This window comes from Pseudomonas sp. FG1 (assembly GCF_034313875.1).
Lineage (GTDB): Bacteria > Pseudomonadota > Gammaproteobacteria > Pseudomonadales > Pseudomonadaceae > Aquipseudomonas > Aquipseudomonas veronii.
In genome coordinates, this window is sequence record NZ_JAVIWP010000001.1 from 1,092,838 (window position 1) to 1,110,745 (window position 17,908).

Here is a 17,908-nt window from a genome sequence, read left to right on the forward strand (position 1 = left end):
GTTTCTTCAGCTATTACGCAATTTACGGGTTAACCGATGCTATTCAACCAAACCTCACGCCTGGCCAAAATCACCAGTCCCCTCGGGCCGGACGTGCTGTTGCTCAATCAAATGGGTGGCGGCGAAGAGTTGGGCCGGCTGTTCGCCTATGAGCTGCAACTGACCTCCGTGGACGCCAACATCGACCTCAACCAGTTGCTGGGCAAGCCGATGAGCGTCGGCGTGCAATTGGCGGACGGCGGCGAGCGGCACTTTCACGGCATCGTCGCGCAGTGCAGCCAGAGCATCGACCAGGGCCAGTTCGCCAGCTACCAGGTGACGCTGCGCCCGTGGCTGTGGCTGCTGAGCCGCACGTCGGACTGCCGGATTTTTCAGAACCTGAGCATCCCGCAGATCATCAAACAAGTGTTCCGCGACCTCGGCTTTTCCGACTTCGAAGACGCCCTGAGCCGGCCGTACCGCGAGTGGGAATACTGCGTGCAGTACCGCGAGACCAGCTTCGATTTCGTCAGCCGCTTGATGGAACAGGAAGGCATCTACTACTTCTTTCGCCATGAACAGGACCGCCACGTGCTGGTGCTGGCCGATGCCTACGGCGCCCACGCCACGGTGCCGGGCTACGCGTCGATTCCGTACTACCCCAAGGACGAGCAGCAACGCGAACGCGACCACCTGTACAACTGGCACCTGGCCCAGCAAGTGCAACCGGGCTCGCTGGAGCTCAACGACTACGACTTCCAGCGCCCCAGCGCGAGCATCGACGTGCGCTCGGCGATGCCGCGCCCGCACGCCGCCGGCGACTACCCGTTGTACGACTACCCCGGCACCTACGTGCAAAGCGCGGACGGCGAACACTACGCGCGCACCCGCATCGAAGCCCTGCAAACCCTGCATGAACAAATCGAATTCAACGGCAACGCCCGCGGCCTCGGTTCCGGCCACCTGTTCAGCCTCACCGGCTTCAGTCGCCAGGACCAGAACCGCGAATACCTGATCGTCGGCTGCCGCTATTACATCGTTCAGGAAAGCCTGGAAAGCGGCGGCGGCTCCAGCTCGGCGCAGTTCGACAGCAGCCTGACCTGCATCGACGCCCAACAAAGCTTCCGCCCGCTGGCCAACACCTATCGCCCCATCGTCAAAGGCCCGCAGACCGCGCTGGTGGTCGGCCCCAAAGGCGAGGAAATCTGGACCGACCAGTACGGCCGCGTGAAGGTGCATTTCTACTGGGACCGCCACGACCAGTCCAACGAAAACAGCTCGTGCTGGATACGCGTATCGCAATCCTGGGCCGGCAAGAACTGGGGCTCGATGCAGATCCCACGGATCGGCCAGGAGGTGATTGTGAGCTTTCTGGAAGGCGACCCCGACCGGCCGATTATTACTGGGCGGGTGTACAACGCGGAGCAGACGGTGCCGTACAAACTGCCCGAGAATGCCACACAAAGTGGTATGAAAAGCCGCTCCAGCAAGGGTGGCTCACCCGCCAATTTCAACGAAATCCGCATGGAGGACAAAAAAGGCGCCGAGCAACTCTATATCCACGCGGAGCGTAATCAGGATATTGCCGTAGAAAATGACGAAGGCCATTGGGTGGGGCATGACCGCCACAGCACTGTGGATCACAACGAGACGGTCAGAATCGGTAATGACCGCCTGCGCGCGGTGTTGGCTAACGATGCTTTGCATGTCGGCGGGGCCAAGAGCGACAGTATCAACACCCAATACCTGATCGAGGCAGGATCGCAAATTCGACTGGTCTGTGGAAAGAGCGTGCTGGAGTTCAATGCCAGTGGCGAGATCAACATCTCGGGTACCGCGTTCAATATTTACGCCAGTGGTAACGGCAATATCGATACAGGCGGCCGGCTGGACCTCAATGCGGGCAATGCTTGTGCCGTGGATAACAAGGGTAAAGGCATCAAAAGCGTTATTGATGCAGCGGTGAAAGCCTTCTTTCCCAAGCGCTGACAAGGCAGACAGAGCGCCTGCCCAGTCGATCAGGTCGACAGCAAAAGATAGCGCAGCGCTTTGTGATATTTGGCGATCCGTTCCAGGTCCTTGGCCTCTAGGGTGGGCAATCGCGTGAGGTTGAGGTTGTCCCGGATATCTTCGATTTTCACCTTGCGCGCCAACTCGTCAGGCCGAATCCGCGCGATAAAGTCTTCGTAGACTTCGCCAGGACGCTTTGAGAGACAGTCGATGGCACGTATCACGTGCTCGCTGAGGCCTAATTGTCTTAATTCATCCAGGGTGACATCACTGTCTTCGACAACATCGTGCAGAACGCTGACAACCTGCTCATCCAATGTCTCGAATTTCAACATCAAGCGCAGCGGATGCAGAATGTAAGGCTTGCCAGACTTATCCAGCTGCCCAGCATGAACACGACAGGCCAGCGCAATGACGGTGTCGAGAATACTCATTGACGTGTAAATCCTTTTTCATATTGCTCACGAGTGATTTCCCGGCCCGAGCACAACGCTTCCCGATACAGACGACGGTCAGGAGCAACCGGCTCAGTACGCTCTTGTGCGCCATAGAACTTGACGTATATTTTTTCTCTCGATGATCCCAGCGATACATGACTTCTTCGAAGTTGTAGTCGATGAACACATCCCGGGTCAAAAGCGCTTCAAAATCAATTGCCACTGCTCCCCCTTATCGCGTCGTAATAGGCTTTGCTCTTATTGGCAATGGCTTTTGCTTCGGCACTGTTTGGGTCTAGCACTCGCCACGCCTCATAGTACTTGTGGCCCAGCCCATCTTCGACGTTGGCTTTCGCCGCTACCGCATTGTAGGTGCCATCACCCAACAACCTACCGAGCGCGTCAGCACTCCTTTCCATAGATCCTTTCAGAAGTGTGGGTAGACGATGTTGAAACGTCAGATCGCCGTGCCTCGGTTCGTTCCCGGCTGAATCAGCAACAGCTCGTCCAACTCGCGCTTGCGACAACGCATGACGAACGGTAGAGCAGCGTTCGGGTCACGCTTGAACAGTTCAAAAGTTGCCCGATCAATTTCATAATATTCCTCGTAATCGACCATACCGTTGCTGACCGGTATGGATACGTAAAAACGACCCGACTCCTTTTCGACTCCAACGGAAAACATGTGCTCCCGACTTACAAAAACATCCTGAAATTTCATGATCACCTCTAAAATCCTAATGGCGTCCAACTGAAGTCAGTGGGCGCAATACTGCCTGCGTCAATGACTGCCTCACTGCTGCCCGTAGGCAGTTTACCGCCAGGAATCCATAACTCATTCGCCCCGGCCTCGTTCCCGGAGGGAATCCGTAGATTCAAGTCTTTCGGGGCGGGGATATCGATGCGAACCAGAGTGCTGTTATCCAGCGTGTTTTTCGGTAATCCAAGCGCCTGCTCCAACGCTCTCGGGTCACCCTTGGCGTTGGCCAGCAATTGATCCGCCTCGTGCTTGGGCATAATGAAGGAGGTGCCATCACGCTGAGCAATTCCGTACTTGTCGAGGTTGGACTTTGTCATGAAGCGCGAGGCGCCTTTATCGAACTGGGCTAGATGTTCGCTTACGTACTTAGGTGAGAGGTAGGTATCGGCATTGGGTCGGCTTCCCTTCGGCATTGCCAGGATATCAGCCTCAGTCACGCCAAGTTTGTACTTAGGCGTCGCCAACCTTGCCATCTTCGGACTCAGCCCTAGCATCGCCATACCTGCCACGCCTTGGAGCAGATCTCGATAGCCCGGCCCAAGCCGGTCACCCAATTCACCCAGTAGGGTCATGCCGCCTAAAACCAGGCCGCCGATCACGACAAACTCGACAAGTACCGCAAGACCCACCATGGCGGCCATTACCAGTGCAGCGCCGGCTGCCAGCAGCCCCATAAGCTCCAGCCCGGAATGCATCCAACCTTCGATATCAAGAACAAACGCAACCGAAACTGTCGGCCCACCGATAAACGTATTGGGGCTGCCACTCTTGATATGTGCACCGCAGACCATTTTGCTATGCAAGCGGGCCGCCGGCTTGCCGTTGATAAAGACCGTGGCACTGCCTTCGGCGATCAATACCGGAAACGGCCACATTGGGTGACTCATCGGAAAACCGGTACAGGACGAGGCGATGTCCTCTCCCGCTCGCATCGCATTGAGGCCATTGATATAGACATTGAAACTGCCCTTCAACAACTTCCCCGTGGTAGGTTCGGGTAGGTTGAAAAGCGTATTTAGACCTTTGACGATTTGGAACATCGACAAACCGCCCGCAGCGACCGAGCCTGCCATGATCGCCACCGCCACTCCACCTGTGGCAACGGTGGCAGCGATGACTGCAGCTCCAATCAATGCGCCCGCCACAGCGCCGGCGATCATCGACATGACCCCAAAACCGTGGGCTATTTCATCACCCAAGCGTGCTGCTGCTTGCGCATCCATTGCGTCTATCTGCCGTATTGGTTAAACCGCTGCCGTGTATGAATCAGGTGCCTGACACAAGGGGTTTGAGGCTGCTCATGGCAATTTTCCAGGCAGTCTCGTGATGAGCCAGATCACTCGGCGTGGTCGTCAATGTGGTGATCAGCACGGCCGGTTTTCGTTCGATAAACATCTGGCGCAACATCAGTTCGCGCCCTTCACGCTTCCAGGTGTAATCCAGCAATGTGGCGGCATGTTCATGCAGCACCGTGTCCCATCGTTGGACCAACTTGAACTCAGGCAATTGCTGCTCTGCGCTCTTCACTTGCTTGTCGATGTAATCCGCGAAGATCGCGTCGCCTTGGGAGGCATCACGACTGATGACAAAACTGGCTTCCTTGGCGCCGCCAACGGCCGGCAGCTTGAAGATATTGATACTCTGGTCCTGCCAGGCATCAGGGATGTCGAGGTCCGCTTCTTGAATTCTGTAGAGGGTCACAGTGATCGCTTTCCATGGATGTGAGTGACTCGGGAAAGCGCAAATACTCGGGTAATGCGCCACAACAATCAAGCCGAGGGAGATTCCCTGGTCCCGTCCCACCAAAAATGGGCACCCAACCCAGTCGGCATGCCCATTTTTCCTACCGTCCCGCAGCCCTTCGAGACCGCACCGCTATTAAAATTTTACGGACAGGGCGGACTTGCCTAAACAAATCCGCCACTCTCCACTCTTGAATCAAGAGTTTATCAAGACTACGTTACATCCGATTCTACAAGCGTTATCAATCTTTTAATCATTCTGTTCATGTGCTTGTGGCGCAGTTCAATCGCATCCATACGAGACTTGTCAGTCGGTGCATCCGACGACTTCGGCGCTTCATACGGTTTATAAACAAGGTCGTATCGTGTACCCAGGTCTTGCAACTGGGCTTCTATGCCATCCATGGTTTTTTCTTGATTGGTCAAGCGCCCGGCTGTGTCTTTTGGTGCCTCCGATTTTTTACTAACCGCATTAGCCTCAGATCCTTCGTTAATGGAAAGGATCTGGTTGACCATCAACTCTGTTTTTATTTCACTGTCTTCGAGGCGCGCGTCTATTTTTTGCTTTTCTGTTGCAGCCGGGTCTACGGTCGTGGTCGTGCCGTCCGCGTTCTTTTTTGCCGCGCCTGGCATTGCAGCTTGCGCTTCGATTCTATCGATGATGGCTTTGGAAGCCATATGTTCCCCCACACTCAACGGGATATTCACCAGTGAATTTACCCCCCCACTGATAAGTGAGTTGCGCGCGCTGGACGCCAGTTCAGAAGAGAGCGGCGGGAACCCATTTTTATCGTGTAGATCGTTAATATTTTGCGTGGTCTTTAAAGAGTCCTTAATACCAGGTGACGCGGCTTTGGGGTTTGGCAGAGGATGGGAGCCTCTTTGTTTATTTGACCGAGGATTGGAGCCCCCTGATCCATTTGCCTGAGGATTCGGACCTCCTTGCCCATTTGGCAGAGGATTCGAACCTGGATTCGAACCTGGATTCGAACCTGGATTCGATCCTGGATTCGAACCTGGATTCGATCCTGGATTCGATCCTGGATTCGAACCTGGATTCGATCCTGGATTCGAACCTGGATTCGATCCACTTCCGGAACCTCCACGTCCACTTGACCCTCCCCCCCTGCGTCCTCCGCCAGCCTTAGTAGCGCCACTTAACTCAGAAGCACCTATTTTCTCATTACTCGCCGTGGGATATTCAATACCCCCTCCGTTACCCGCATTCGAACCATATACAATCTTCGAGGAGTCAGCCGTTTGCTGCCCATTACCCGACGTCAACGGAACTGAGTTTCCTGGCACAGTTGGCTGAGGTGATGGAGTATTTGGAGGAATATAAGTTAGATCAGTGAGTTTCATTGAGACACCTCTTTAAAATAGTCTTGAGCGCGTCCCTGCAATCTCGACTAATAGGTGGCGCCTCGTACCCATTAAGTTCCAATGCGTAAGTAATCGTCCTTTACAAACAATAAAAAACTCTGCCCCGCTAATACTAATAACTGTATAAGCCGTGAGCCCCCTCCTTGCGCCTCGATTGCTTTTCCACGCGCACAAAAAATGGGCACCCGACCCAGTCGGCGTGCCCACTTTTTCTACCTCCCCGCCCCCTTCGAGACGATACCGCTATTACGGGTTGACGCTGTCTTTGAGCGACTTGCCCGGCTTGAACGCAACGGTATTGCTGGCCTTGATTTTCACAGGCTCACCGGTTTGCGGGTTTTTGCCGGTGCGGGCGCCGCGGTGGCGTTGCAGGAAGGTGCCGAAGCCAACCAGGGTGACGCTGTCCTTGCGGTGCAGGGCGCCGGTGATTTCTTCGAGAACGGCGTTGAGGACGCGATTCGCCTGTTCTTTGGTGAGGTCCGCTTTTTCAGCGATGGCGGCTGCGAGTTCTGGTTTACGCATAAGTGAAGCCTCTTTGACGGTTTTTTGTTGTTATGTCCGTGCTGCTCTCTAATGGAGCAGCGCCCAAGGCGCCGCAGGCTCTACTCTGCGGCAGACGGGAGTGAGGATGGCATGCCCTCGGACGCCGCGCCAGTCTCGTGGCGACCTTTCTAGGGTGAAAAATAGGGTTATTCCGACAGAACGACCGGTATTTACGCCAGCAGCGGCGGAAGTTCTTTGTTCAACGCCAGTTTTTCCATCACGGCGCTGCCGGTCAGCGCGTAGCCCAGCAGGCGGCCGCTGGCATCGCGGCACAGGGCCTTGATGTCGGCGCCCTGCCCTTCGACGCTCCACACGCCTTCGGTGCCCCGTGGCGGTGGCGAAACCACCAGCGGGCAGACCGGGGTTTTCACGGTGACCGGCATCGGCCCGTAGCTGACGGCCGTGGCGTTGCCCGCCAGCGTCTGGGCCAAGGCGCGAGCGCAGCTCATCAGCGGCATGACGTACAGCAGGTTCAGGCCATCGACCTCGGCGCAGTCGCCCAGGGCATAGATGTTGGCGTGGGAGGTCTTGAGGTGGCGGTCGACCACGATCCCACGGTTGACCTGCAAGCCGGCAGCCGCGGCCAGGTCGACACGCGGGCGCAGGCCGATGGCCGAGACCACCAGGTCGCACTGGATCACTTCACCGTCCGACAGGTGCGCTTCCAGACCTTCGGCGCTGCGTTGCAGGCGGTTGAGCACCGGGCCCAGGTGGAAGCGCGCCCCAAGGCCTTCCAGCCCGGCTTGTACCGCTGCGGCCGCCGCTGGGTGCAGCAGGGTCGGCATGACTTGCTCGCACGGTGCCACCAGGTCGATTTCGTAGCCGCCGAGGATCAGGTCGTTGGCGAATTCGCAGCCGATCAGGCCGGCGCCAAGCAGCAGCACGCGGCGTTTACCGACGGCTGCCGCGCGAAAGCGGGCGTAGTCTTCAAGATCGTTGATCGGGAAAATCAGCTCCGCGGCGTCGCCTTCGACCGGCACGCGCACGGTTTCCGCGCCCCAGGCCAGGACCAGGTCGCGGTAAGTCACCGCTTCTTCGCCGATCCACAAGCGCTTGTGGCCCGGGTCAATACCGGTGATACGGGTATGAGTGCGTACCTCGGCCTTGAGTTGCTCGGCCATGGCGCCGGGTTCAGCCATGCTCAGGCCATCGGCTTCCTTGTTCTTGGCAAAGCCGGTGGAGAGCATGGGCTTGGAGTAGGAGCGCCCATCATCCGCGGTGATCAGCAACAACGGGGTATCGCTGTCGAGCTTGCGAAACTCGCGGGCCACGTTGTAACCGGCGAGCCCTGTGCCGATGATCACGACAGGTGCGTTCATTCCTTTCTCCTTGTAGTACGTTTCTTAAATTCGCGATTACGCGATTTCAATCATTTCGAAATCCACTTTGCCCACGCCGCAGTCCGGGCACAGCCAGTCTTCCGGAACGTCCTCCCACAGGGTACCCGGAGCGATTCCGTCGTCCGGCCAGCCGTCTTTCTCGTCATAGATCAGGCCGCAGACTATGCATTGCCACTTCTTCATTTACTTGCTTCCTCAGGGTCCAGGCAGGTTGGCCGACGGTCGATAGATCCCGCGTTGCCGTGCGGCTCAGCGCGTTTTGTACTGATCGGGGCCTGCAGATGCAAGTACGATCGACACAAGGCACCGGTTCAGCCCGGCAAAAGAGCCGGACGCCATGGTAAGCTCGCGGCCTCTTTTGCTGCCAATATTGACGCACCGTGCCGCACTCAATCGCCCTTCCCGATGCTTGCCAATGGCTGACCCAGAGCCTTCTGAGCCCCCTGCCCGCGCCGTTGACCCTTGACTGGCTGTTCGACGAGGGCTCGCTGACGCGGCGCCTGACGGGGCTGTCCAGCGACAGTTTCAGCGTGACGCCGCTGTGCGAAGGCTGGCAGCCGTTGCGCGACGATGAGTGCGCGGCGCTTGACCTGCCCCAGGCCAGCATCGGTTGGGTGCGCGAGGTGTATTTGCGCGGGCATGGCCAGCCGTGGGTGTTTGCCCGCAGCGTGGCGTCGCGCAGTGCGCTGCAAGGCGACGGGTTGCATATGGACGAGCTGGGGAGCCGCTCCCTGGGCGAGCTGCTGTTCTGCGACCGCGCCTTCACGCGTCGGGCGATCGAGGTCTGCCATTACCCGCGCCCATGGCTGCCCACAGCCGATCAGCTCGACGGGCTGTGGGCGCGCCGCTCGCGGTTCGATCGCGGGGCGCTGAGCGTGCTGGTCGCCGAAATTTTCCTGCCGAGCCTGTGGCACGCGGTGCATGACCACCCGGAGAACCGCTGATGTATCAACGCCTGCTCAAATCCTTGAACCGTCTGAACCCCAGGGCCTGGGATTTCATTCAGTTGACGCGCATGGACAAACCCATCGGCATCTATCTGCTGCTGTGGCCGACGCTGTGGGCGCTGTGGATCGCCGGCAAGGGCTCGCCGTCCTTGATCAATATCCTGATTTTCGTGCTCGGCGTGGTGCTCACTCGCGCCGGCGGCTGCGTGATCAACGACTGGGCCGACCGCAAGGTCGACGGCCACGTGAAGCGCACCGAGCAACGCCCACTGGTCAGCGGCAAGATCAGCTCGAAAGAGGCGCTGGTGTTTTTCGCGCTGCTGATGGGCGTCAGTTTCCTGCTGGTGCTGCTGACCAACGCGACGACCATCCTACTGTCCCTCGGCGGCCTGGCGCTGGCGGCGAGCTATCCGTTCATGAAGCGCTACACCTATTACCCGCAAGTGGTGCTGGGCGCGGCGTTTTCCTGGGGCATGCCGATGGCGTTCACCGCCGAAACCGGCAACCTGCCTGCCGCCGCGTGGCTGCTGTACATCGCCAATGTGCTGTGGACGGTGGGCTACGACACCTATTACGCCATGACCGACCGCGACGACGATTTGAAGATCGGCGTGAAGTCCACCGCCATCCTGTTTGGCGACGCCGACCGGGCGATCATTCTGACCCTGCAAGGCCTGGCGCTGGCGTGCCTGTTGCTGGCCGGCGCGCGGTTCGAGCTGGGCGGCTGGTTCCACCTGGGGTTGCTGGCGGCGGCGGGCTGTTTTGCCTGGGAATTCTGGTACACCCGGGACAGGGACCGGATGAAGTGCTTCAAGGCGTTTTTGCACAACCACTGGGCCGGGTTGGCGATCTTTGTCGGGATTGTCGCGGATTACGGCTTTCGATGAGGGGCCAGGCCCCTCATCGCGAGGGCCCAACTAAGGCTTGGCGACTTTCCAGGCCCCGTCCATCTTGCCTTCACCGGTCATGTCGCCAGCCTTCTTGTCCATGACGAAGGTGTAGAGCGGCTTGCCGCTGTAGGCCCACTGACTCTTCTGGTCGTCACGGGTGATCACGGTCCACTTGCCCATGGGCTTGTCGGTGGACGCCGCCATCAATGGCGGCCAGTTGGCGGCGCACTTATCGTTGCACAGGGATTTGCCATCGGCGTCCTTGGCAAAGGTGTAGAGCGTCATGCCGTTGTGATCGACCAGTATCCCGTCTTTGGTCGTCGCGGGGTCCGCCGCGAATGCCAGGGTCGGCAGCGTCAACGCCGCTGTGACCAGCAAGGCCTTCCAAGAAAAAGTACTGTAAGTCATCGGAACCTTCCTTTTGTGGTTGTCAGGATTCGGACCCAAAGCGTAGTCCACGCAGGCGGGAATTGCGCGAGCAGCTAAATTACTGTCACACGACTGCAATAATTCCGTTATCTAATGCGGCGCAAGACAGTTAAATGACAAGAGGACTTTAGGCATGGTTGGCAGGAGCATTCTGATCGTCGACGACGAAGCGCCCATTCGCGAGATGATCGCCGTCGCGTTGGAAATGGCCGGCTATGACTGCCTGGAGGCGGAGAACTCGCAGCAGGCCCATGCCATTATCGTCGACCGCAAACCGGACCTGATCCTGCTCGACTGGATGCTGCCCGGCACCTCCGGCATCGAACTGGCGCGGCGCCTCAAGCGTGACGAGCTGACCGGCGATATCCCGATCATCATGCTCACGGCCAAGGGCGAAGAAGACAACAAGATCCAGGGCCTGGAAGTCGGCGCCGATGACTACATCACCAAGCCGTTTTCCCCACGGGAACTGGTCGCACGCCTGAAAGCCGTACTGCGCCGCGCCGGCCCGACCGATGGCGAAGCACCGATCGAAGTCGGCGGCCTGTTGCTGGACCCGATCAGCCACCGCGTGACCATCGACGGCAAGCCCGCCGAGATGGGCCCGACCGAATACCGTCTGCTGCAGTTCTTCATGACCCACCAGGAACGCGCCTACACCCGCGGCCAGTTGCTGGACCAAGTGTGGGGCGGCAATGTGTACGTGGAAGAGCGCACCGTGGACGTGCATATCCGTCGCCTGCGCAAAGCCCTGGGCGATGCCTACGAGAATCTGGTACAAACCGTGCGCGGCACTGGCTATCGGTTTTCCACCAAGGGCTGAGCCAGCCGGTTTCTGAACGCAAGAGCCTGACTTAACAGCTGACAAGGACGCATGTTCAAGTGAACCAAAACTGGCATGGCACGCTGATCCGCCACCTGCTGCTGTTGATCACCGGCTGCTTGCTGGTAGGCCTGATCAGCGGCCAATACGGCTGGAGCCTGGCCGTCGGCATTGGTCTGTACCTGGGCTGGACCCTCAAGCAATTGCTGCGCCTGCATGAATGGCTGCGCCAACACAAACCCGATGAAGCACCACCCGACGGCTACGGCCTGTGGGGCGAGGTGTTCGACAGCATCTACCACCTGCAACGCCGCGACCAACGGGTACGCGGGCGCCTGCAAGCGGTGATCGACCGGGTGCAGGAGTCCACCGCCGCGCTGAAAGACGCAGTGATCATGCTCGACAGCGACGGCAACCTCGAATGGTGGAACCGCGCCGCCGAGACCCTGCTGGGCCTCAAGACGCCCCAGGACAGCGGCCAACCGGTGACCAACCTGGTCCGCCACCCGCGCTTCAAGGAATACTTCGAGCAGGAAAACTACGAAGAAGCCCTGGAAATTCCCTCGCCCACCAACGACCGCGTACGCATCCAGCTGTACCTGACGCGCTACGGCAACAACGAACACTTGATGCTGGTGCGCGACGTAACCCGCATCCACCAGTTGGAACAGATGCGCAAGGACTTCGTTGCCAACGTCTCCCACGAGCTGCGCACCCCGTTGACGGTGATCTGCGGCTACCTGGAGACGCTGCTGGACAACGTCGACGAGATCAACCCGCGCTGGAGCCGCGCCCTGCAACAGATGCAGCAGCAAGGCTCGCGCATGCAAACCCTGCTCAATGACCTGCTGTTGCTGGCCAAGCTGGAGGCGACCGATTACCCGTCGGATAACCACCCGGTGGCGGTGCAAAGCCTGTTGCAGACCATCAAGAACGACGCCCAGGCCCTCTCCGGCCAACGCGGGCAACAGATCACCCTGGAAGCCGACCCGTCTGTACTGCTCAAAGGCAGCGAAGGCGAATTGCGCAGCGCGTTTTCCAACCTGGTGTTCAACGCCGTGAAGTACACCCCGGACAAGGGCAATATCCGCATCCGCTGGTGGGCCGACGCCCAGGGCGCGCACCTGAGCGTGCAAGACTCCGGCATCGGCATCGACGCCAAGCACCTGCCGCGCCTGACCGAGCGCTTCTACCGCGTCGACTCCAGCCGCAACTCCAACACCGGCGGCACCGGGCTGGGCCTGGCGATCGTCAAGCACGTGCTGCTGCGCCACCGCGCACGCCTGGAAATCAGCAGTGTGCTCGGCCACGGCAGCACCTTTACCTGCCATTTTCCGCCGCCCCAGGTAACCCGTTCGCGGATGGTCGTGAATGATGAATAACCCGGACACAATACAACACTAAATGTGCGAGCAAGCCCCCTCCCACATTTGGAATTGCATTGTTGCGACGCAGGTATTCCTGGCTCCATCAGGCAGCAACCACTAGGCAAGCGCTGCGCCAGCCGCTACATTGGCCGACTTGTGTCCGCCTTTCAGGCGCTCCTGTCACCCCTATTGAACATACGGAACCCGCAAAACCCCATCATGGACCCTTCCCCAAGTATCACCCTCGCCACACTCTTCGCCGATTTCGGCATGATTCTTTTTGCACTGATCCTGGTACTGCTCAACGCGTTCTTCGTTGCGGCGGAGTTTGCCATGGTCAAACTGCGCTCCACGCGGGTCGAGGCCATCGCCCACACCAACGGTTGGCGCGGGCAGATCCTGCGCACCGTCCACCGCCAGCTCGACGCCTACCTGTCGGCCTGCCAGTTGGGTATCACCCTCGCCTCCCTGGGCCTGGGCTGGGTCGGCGAGCCGGCGTTTGCGCATATCCTCGAGCCGCTGCTGGGCGCCGCTGGCGTCGAGTCGCCGGAAGTGATCAAAGGCGTGTCGTTCTTTTCCGCCTTCTTCCTGATTTCCTACCTGCACATCGTGGTCGGTGAACTGGCGCCCAAGTCCTGGGCCATTCGCAAGCCGGAACTGCTGTCGCTGTGGACGGCCGTGCCGCTGTATCTGTTCTACTGGGCCATGTACCCGGCAATCTACCTGCTCAACGCCAGCGCCAATGCCATCCTGCGGATCGCCGGGCAAGGCGAACCCGGCCCGCACCATGAGCACCAGTACAGCCGCGAAGAACTCAAGCTGATCCTGCACTCCAGCCGTGGCCAGGACCCCAGCGACCAAGGCATGCGCGTCTTGGCCTCGGCCGTGGAAATGGGCGAACTGGAAGTGGTCGACTGGGCCAACTCGCGGGAAGACCTGGTGACCCTGGACTTCAACGCTCCGCTCAAGGAAATCCTCGCGCTGTTCCGTCGCCACAAATTCAGCCGTTACCCGGTGTATGACGCGCAGCGCAACGAGTTTGTCGGCCTGCTGCACATCAAGGACCTGCTGCTGGAACTGGCTAACCTGGACCATCTCCCCGAGTCGTTCAACCTGGCCGAACTGACCCGCCCGCTGGAGCGCGTGTCGCGGCACATGCCGCTGTCGCAGTTGCTGGAGCAGTTCCGCAAAGGCGGCGCGCACTTCGCCCTGGTGGAAGAAGCCGACGGCAAGGTCATCGGCTACCTGACCATGGAAGACGTGCTCGAAGTGCTGGTGGGCGATATCCAGGACGAACACCGCAAGGCCGAGCGCGGCATCCTCGCCTACCAGCCGGGCAAACTGCTGGTACGCGGCGATACGCCGCTGTTCAAGGTGGAACGCCTGCTCGGCGTCGACCTCGACCACATCGAAGCGGAAACCCTGGCCGGGCTGGTCTATGACACCCTCAAGCGGGTGCCGGAAGAGGAAGAAGTCCTCGAGGTTGAAGGCCTGCGGATCATCATCAAGAAGATGAAAGGGCCGAAAATCGTGCTGGCCAAGGTCCTGCTGCTGGACTGACCGTCAATTGCCCAAGGCAAAATTGGGCAATACCCCCACGGGCTGGTTGAACTCATACGGGATCGATACCAGCCCCGCCTCGGTCCGCTGCTGCACCACAAAGTGCAGGTGCGGCCCGCTGCTGTTGCCGGTGTTGCCCGACAACCCCAGCGCACTGCCCACCGCCACCCGCTGCCCCGGCCTGACGCTGACCGAACCTTGCTTGAGGTGCAGGTACACGCCCTGGGTGCCGTCATCGTGCAGCACCCGCACGAAATTCCCTGAAGCATCGTTGCCGCGCCCGGCCTGGTCATTCTCGATCTTCACCACCCTGCCGCTGCGCGCCGCAATGATCGGCGTGCCTTCGGGCATGGCAATGTCCATGGCGTAGCGGCTTTTGGCGTCGGTATGGCTGAAGCTGCCGTTGGGGCCTTGGCTCAGGCGAAACGGCCCGCCGCGCCAGGGCAAGGGGTAGCGGTAGGCCTGCTGGGGATAACCGGGCCTTGGCCGGTCGAGCACCGGCCGTTGCACGCGCACGGCCTCCCGCTCCCGGATCACAAACGCCTGGGCGCCGGGGGTTTGCCGGTCGCTGAAAAACACCTCGCCATTGGCGTCGGTGGATTTGTAGAGGGTCATGGCCGGGGTCGAGGTAGCAACCGTGGCCAATACGCAGAGCAGCAGTAGGCGAATGAGCATGACGCGAACCTGCCGGGGGGACTGAATGGCAGGCTAGCAAGGCTTGATGACAAGACCGTGTGAGATTTACCCGATACTGAAAACAACGAACTTCACATGTAGGAGCGGGCTTGCTCGCGATTGCGGTAGTTCAGCCAACGAAGATGTTGAATGAAAGACCATCGGGAGCACGCCCCCTTCCACAGGGGACAGGTGGCGTTCTGTGAATCAGGCACCCGGCACAAAATGCTTCTGCGCCGTACCCCGCGCGATCAGCCGCGAGATGTAGTCCAGTTTCTGCGCATCCTGGTCGATAAAGCGGAAGGTCAGTTGCAGCCAGTCGCTGTCGGGCTTGGGCTCGAAGGCGACGACGGCGTGCAGGTAGCCGTTGAGGCGTGCGACTTCGGCGTTGTCGCCTTGCTCAAGGTCGAGCACCGCGCTTTCCAGTACCTGAGGCAGGACCTCACTGCGACGGACCACCAGCAGCGCTTCCTTGATGCTCAGGCCCTTGATCACGCATTGCTGGGTGCCGCTGGACAGCCGCAACTGACCCTGCCCGCGACCACTGGCGGGCGCAGCGGCGGCAGCCGCCTTCACGGGCGGGCTGTTGAGCAGGCCTTTGCTCGGTGCAGCCGCCGCGATAGGAGCGACCTTGACCGCTTCGGGCTTGCCACCGGTCAGGGCGCTCAGGGAGTCGTTGCCGAACGCTGAGTTCATCTTGGTCGGTGCGCTGGCGACCAGGGCGTCGAGGCGCCCGACCTTGTGCAGGGCGTGCTTGACCTTGGTCAACAGCTGTTCGTTGGTGAACGGTTTGCTGACGTAGCCGGAAACCCCGGCCTGGATCGCCTGCACCACGTTCTCTTTGTCGCCGCGGCTGGTCACCATCACGAACGGCATGGCTTTGAGCTGCGGTTGCTCACGGCACCAGGTCAACAGCTCCAGGCCGGACATCTCGGGCATTTCCCAGTCGCACAACACCAGATCGAAGGTTTCGCGCATCAGGATGGCCTGGGCCTTTTTGCCGTTCACCGCATCTTCAATCTTGATCCCGGGGAAGTAATTGCGCAGGCACTTCTTCACCAGGTCGCGAATAAACGAGGCGTCATCCACCACCAATACACTGACTTTACTCATCGACCCTTTATCCTATAAAAACGCGGCACGCAGAACGCCTGACTGGTGGCATTTTGCCAAAACTCTGTAGTCGTGTTGGGACTTTCTTTCACCCCACGCACAAAAAAATCAGCGCCCACAAACGAAAACGCCCGACCAAAGGCCGGGCGTTAATATCTCGGGCAACCTTACTTATCGTCAGATTCGCCCGGAACATTAGGGATTTGATCGGTAGATCCTTCAACTTCGGCTTTCATGCGCTTGAGGCCCATGTGCCGCACGTCGGTGCCACGCACCAGATAGATCACCAACTCCGAGATATTGCGCGCGTGGTCGCCGATCCGCTCCAGCGAACGCAGCACCCAGATAATGCTCAAGACCCGTGTGATAGAGCGGGGGTCTTCCATCATGTAGGTGGCCAGCTCGCGCAGGGCGGTCTTGTACTCACGGTCGATGATCTTGTCGTACTGGGCCACCGACAACGCCAGTTCGGCGTCGAAACGGGCAAACGCGTCCAGGGCATCGCGCACCATGTTGCGCACCTGGTCACCGATATGCCGCACTTCCACATAACCGCGCGGCGCTTCGCCTTCTTCGCACAGTTGGATGGCGCGGCGGGCGATCTTGGTGGATTCATCGCCGATACGCTCAAGGTCGATCACCGACTTGGAAATACTGATGATCAAGCGCAGGTCGGAAGCCGCCGGCTGGCGACGGGCGAGAATGCGCAGGCATTCTTCGTCGATATTGCGTTCCATCTGGTTGATCTGGTCATCGATCTCGCGCACTTGCTGGGCCAGGCCCGAGTCGGCCTCGATCAGCGCGGTGACCGCATCGTTGACTTGCTTCTCCACCAGCCCGCCCATCGCCAGGAGGTGGCTGCGCACTTCCTCAAGCTCGGCATTGAACTGCGCGGAGATGTGGTGGGTAAGGCCTTCTTTGCTAATCATGTTGGCGTCCTTGGAGCGTCCGGAAAGGTGCGGAGAACCGCAGCGTCAATGCAATCTGAACCACAGCTTCCTAGCCGTAGCGACCGGTGATGTAGTCTTCGGTCTGTTTCTTCGCCGGATTGGTGAACAGGGTATCGGTATCGCCGAACTCCACCAGCTTACCCATGTACATGAACGCGGTGTAGTCGGAAACCCGCGCCGCCTGTTGCATGTTGTGAGTCACGATGACGATGGTGAACTTGGACTTGAGCTCGTAGATCAGTTCTTCGACTTTCAACGTCGAGATCGGGTCGAGTGCCGAGCAAGGTTCGTCGAGCAGCAGCACTTCCGGTTCCACGGCGATGGTACGCGCGATCACCAGGCGTTGTTGCTGGCCGCCGGACAGGCCGAGTGCGGAGTCGTGCAGGCGGTCCTTGACCTCGTCCCACAGCGCCGCGCCTTTAAGCGCCCATTCGACCGCTTCATCGAGGATGCGCTTCTTGTTGATGCCCTGGATGCGCAGGCCGTAAACCACGTTTTCGTAGATGGTCTTGGGGAACGGGTTGGGCTTCTGGAACACCATGCCCACCCGGCGACGCAGCTCGGCCACGTCTTCACCCTTGCGGTAGATGTTGCTGCCGTAGAGGTTGATCGCACCGTCCACGCGGCAACCGTCGACCAGGTCGTTCATGCGGTTGAAGGTGCGCAGCAGCGTGGACTTGCCGCAGCCCGACGGGCCGATGAAGGCGGTCACGCGCTGCTTGGGGATGTTCATGCTGACGTCGAACAGCGCCTGTTTGTCGCCGTAGTACAGGCTCAGGCCCGGCACTTCGATGGCCACGGTTTCCTGGGCCAGGCTCAGGCTCTGCTTGTCACGACCCAGGGCAGACATGTTGATGCCATGGGAATGGGTTTCTTGTTGCATGGGATGCTCCCTGTGCTACCAATTCGTGTTGTTGAACCGCCGGGGACGGTTTACTCAAATTCTGCGTATATCGTGGT

Annotated in this window: 19 protein-coding genes; 6 read left to right on the forward strand and 13 right to left on the reverse strand. The window is 59.4% G+C overall.

Translation table 11 applies throughout. The annotated features are described in order from the left end of the window. Window positions 1–36: 36 nt before the first annotated feature. Window positions 37–1,968 (forward strand): type VI secretion system tip protein VgrG, encoded by a 1,932-nt coding sequence (locus RGV59_RS05190; protein ID WP_322246917.1) that lies wholly within the window; start codon window positions 37–39, stop codon window positions 1,966–1,968. 29 nt (window positions 1,969–1,997) lie between these two features. Here RGV59_RS05190 and RGV59_RS05195 read toward each other — a convergent pair whose 3' ends face one another. The 8 genes from RGV59_RS05195 to RGV59_RS05230 form a co-directional block, all read right to left on the reverse strand. After that, the gene (locus RGV59_RS05195) at window positions 1,998–2,423 is read right to left on the reverse strand and encodes a guanosine-3',5'-bis(diphosphate) 3'-pyrophosphohydrolase (RefSeq protein ID WP_017849984.1); all 426 of its coding nucleotides are present in this window, start codon (window positions 2,421–2,423) and stop codon (window positions 1,998–2,000) included. A 460-nt stretch (window positions 2,424–2,883) separates the two neighbouring features. Next, window positions 2,884–3,147 carry a hypothetical protein gene (locus RGV59_RS05200; protein WP_017849986.1) on the reverse strand — a complete coding sequence of 88 codons (264 nt, stop codon included), beginning with the start codon at window positions 3,145–3,147 and terminating at the stop codon, window positions 2,884–2,886. Between the two features lie 8 nt (window positions 3,148–3,155). Further along, window positions 3,156–4,409, reverse strand: a complete 1,254-nt coding sequence (locus RGV59_RS05205; protein ID WP_017849987.1) for a PAAR domain-containing protein — start codon at window positions 4,407–4,409, stop codon at window positions 3,156–3,158. Between the two features lie 43 nt (window positions 4,410–4,452). After that, window positions 4,453–4,887, reverse strand: a complete 435-nt coding sequence (locus RGV59_RS05210) for a DUF1795 domain-containing protein (protein ID WP_046381626.1) — start codon at window positions 4,885–4,887, stop codon at window positions 4,453–4,455. Window positions 4,888–5,141: 254 nt separating this feature from the next. Beyond that, window positions 5,142–5,606, reverse strand: a complete 465-nt coding sequence (locus tag RGV59_RS05215) for a hypothetical protein (RefSeq protein ID WP_017849989.1) — start codon at window positions 5,604–5,606, stop codon at window positions 5,142–5,144. A 951-nt stretch (window positions 5,607–6,557) separates the two neighbouring features. After that, window positions 6,558–6,833 carry an HU family DNA-binding protein gene (locus RGV59_RS05220; protein ID WP_003213368.1) on the reverse strand — a complete coding sequence of 92 codons (276 nt, stop codon included), beginning with the start codon at window positions 6,831–6,833 and terminating at the stop codon, window positions 6,558–6,560. Between the two features lie 191 nt (window positions 6,834–7,024). After that, the gene (locus RGV59_RS05225; RefSeq protein WP_017849991.1) at window positions 7,025–8,173 is read right to left on the reverse strand and encodes an NAD(P)/FAD-dependent oxidoreductase; all 1,149 of its coding nucleotides are present in this window, start codon (window positions 8,171–8,173) and stop codon (window positions 7,025–7,027) included. A 36-nt stretch (window positions 8,174–8,209) separates the two neighbouring features. Further along, window positions 8,210–8,377 (reverse strand): rubredoxin, encoded by a 168-nt coding sequence (locus tag RGV59_RS05230; RefSeq protein ID WP_046381624.1) that lies wholly within the window; start codon window positions 8,375–8,377, stop codon window positions 8,210–8,212. A gap of 197 nt (window positions 8,378–8,574) precedes the next feature. On the opposite strand from RGV59_RS05230, the gene RGV59_RS05235 reads away from it, so the two are divergent. Next, on the forward strand, window positions 8,575–9,138 hold the full coding sequence (locus RGV59_RS05235) for a chorismate lyase (protein ID WP_079444949.1): 564 nt from the start codon (window positions 8,575–8,577) through the stop codon (window positions 9,136–9,138). After that, window positions 9,138–10,028, forward strand: a complete 891-nt coding sequence (ubiA, locus tag RGV59_RS05240) for a 4-hydroxybenzoate octaprenyltransferase (protein WP_017849994.1) — start codon at window positions 9,138–9,140, stop codon at window positions 10,026–10,028. The genes RGV59_RS05235 and ubiA overlap by 1 nt, the downstream gene beginning before the upstream one ends. 30 nt (window positions 10,029–10,058) lie before the next feature. Here the strand turns inward: ubiA and RGV59_RS05245 are convergent, their stop codons facing one another. Beyond that, window positions 10,059–10,439: a hypothetical protein gene (locus RGV59_RS05245; RefSeq protein WP_017849995.1), complete on the reverse strand. Its 381-nt coding sequence runs from the start codon at window positions 10,437–10,439 to the stop codon at window positions 10,059–10,061. A gap of 154 nt (window positions 10,440–10,593) precedes the next feature. Between RGV59_RS05245 and phoB the strand changes: the two genes are divergently transcribed. From phoB to RGV59_RS05260, 3 genes are all read left to right on the forward strand, one after another. Next, a complete protein-coding gene (gene phoB, locus RGV59_RS05250; RefSeq protein ID WP_003176964.1) occupies window positions 10,594–11,283 on the forward strand; it encodes a phosphate regulon transcriptional regulator PhoB in 690 nt (229 codons plus the stop codon). A 59-nt stretch (window positions 11,284–11,342) separates the two neighbouring features. Further along, window positions 11,343–12,665 (forward strand): phosphate regulon sensor histidine kinase PhoR, encoded by a 1,323-nt coding sequence (gene phoR / locus RGV59_RS05255; protein WP_017849996.1) that lies wholly within the window; start codon window positions 11,343–11,345, stop codon window positions 12,663–12,665. Window positions 12,666–12,869: 204 nt separating this feature from the next. Continuing rightward, on the forward strand, window positions 12,870–14,210 hold the full coding sequence (locus RGV59_RS05260; protein ID WP_017849997.1) for a hemolysin family protein: 1,341 nt from the start codon (window positions 12,870–12,872) through the stop codon (window positions 14,208–14,210). 3 nt (window positions 14,211–14,213) lie between these two features. Here RGV59_RS05260 and RGV59_RS05265 read toward each other — a convergent pair whose 3' ends face one another. From RGV59_RS05265 to pstB, 4 genes are all read right to left on the reverse strand, one after another. Further along, window positions 14,214–14,885, reverse strand: a complete 672-nt coding sequence (locus RGV59_RS05265; RefSeq protein WP_079444950.1) for a M23 family metallopeptidase — start codon at window positions 14,883–14,885, stop codon at window positions 14,214–14,216. A 207-nt stretch (window positions 14,886–15,092) separates the two neighbouring features. Beyond that, window positions 15,093–15,998 carry a response regulator gene (locus RGV59_RS05270; RefSeq protein WP_046485961.1) on the reverse strand — a complete coding sequence of 302 codons (906 nt, stop codon included), beginning with the start codon at window positions 15,996–15,998 and terminating at the stop codon, window positions 15,093–15,095. A 167-nt stretch (window positions 15,999–16,165) separates the two neighbouring features. Then, entirely contained in the window at window positions 16,166–16,927 is a 762-nt protein-coding gene (gene phoU / locus RGV59_RS05275; protein ID WP_017850000.1) for a phosphate signaling complex protein PhoU, read from the reverse strand. A 70-nt stretch (window positions 16,928–16,997) separates the two neighbouring features. Next, window positions 16,998–17,831 carry a phosphate ABC transporter ATP-binding protein PstB gene (pstB, locus tag RGV59_RS05280; RefSeq protein WP_017850001.1) on the reverse strand — a complete coding sequence of 278 codons (834 nt, stop codon included), beginning with the start codon at window positions 17,829–17,831 and terminating at the stop codon, window positions 16,998–17,000. Window positions 17,832–17,908: the final 77 nt, after the last annotated feature.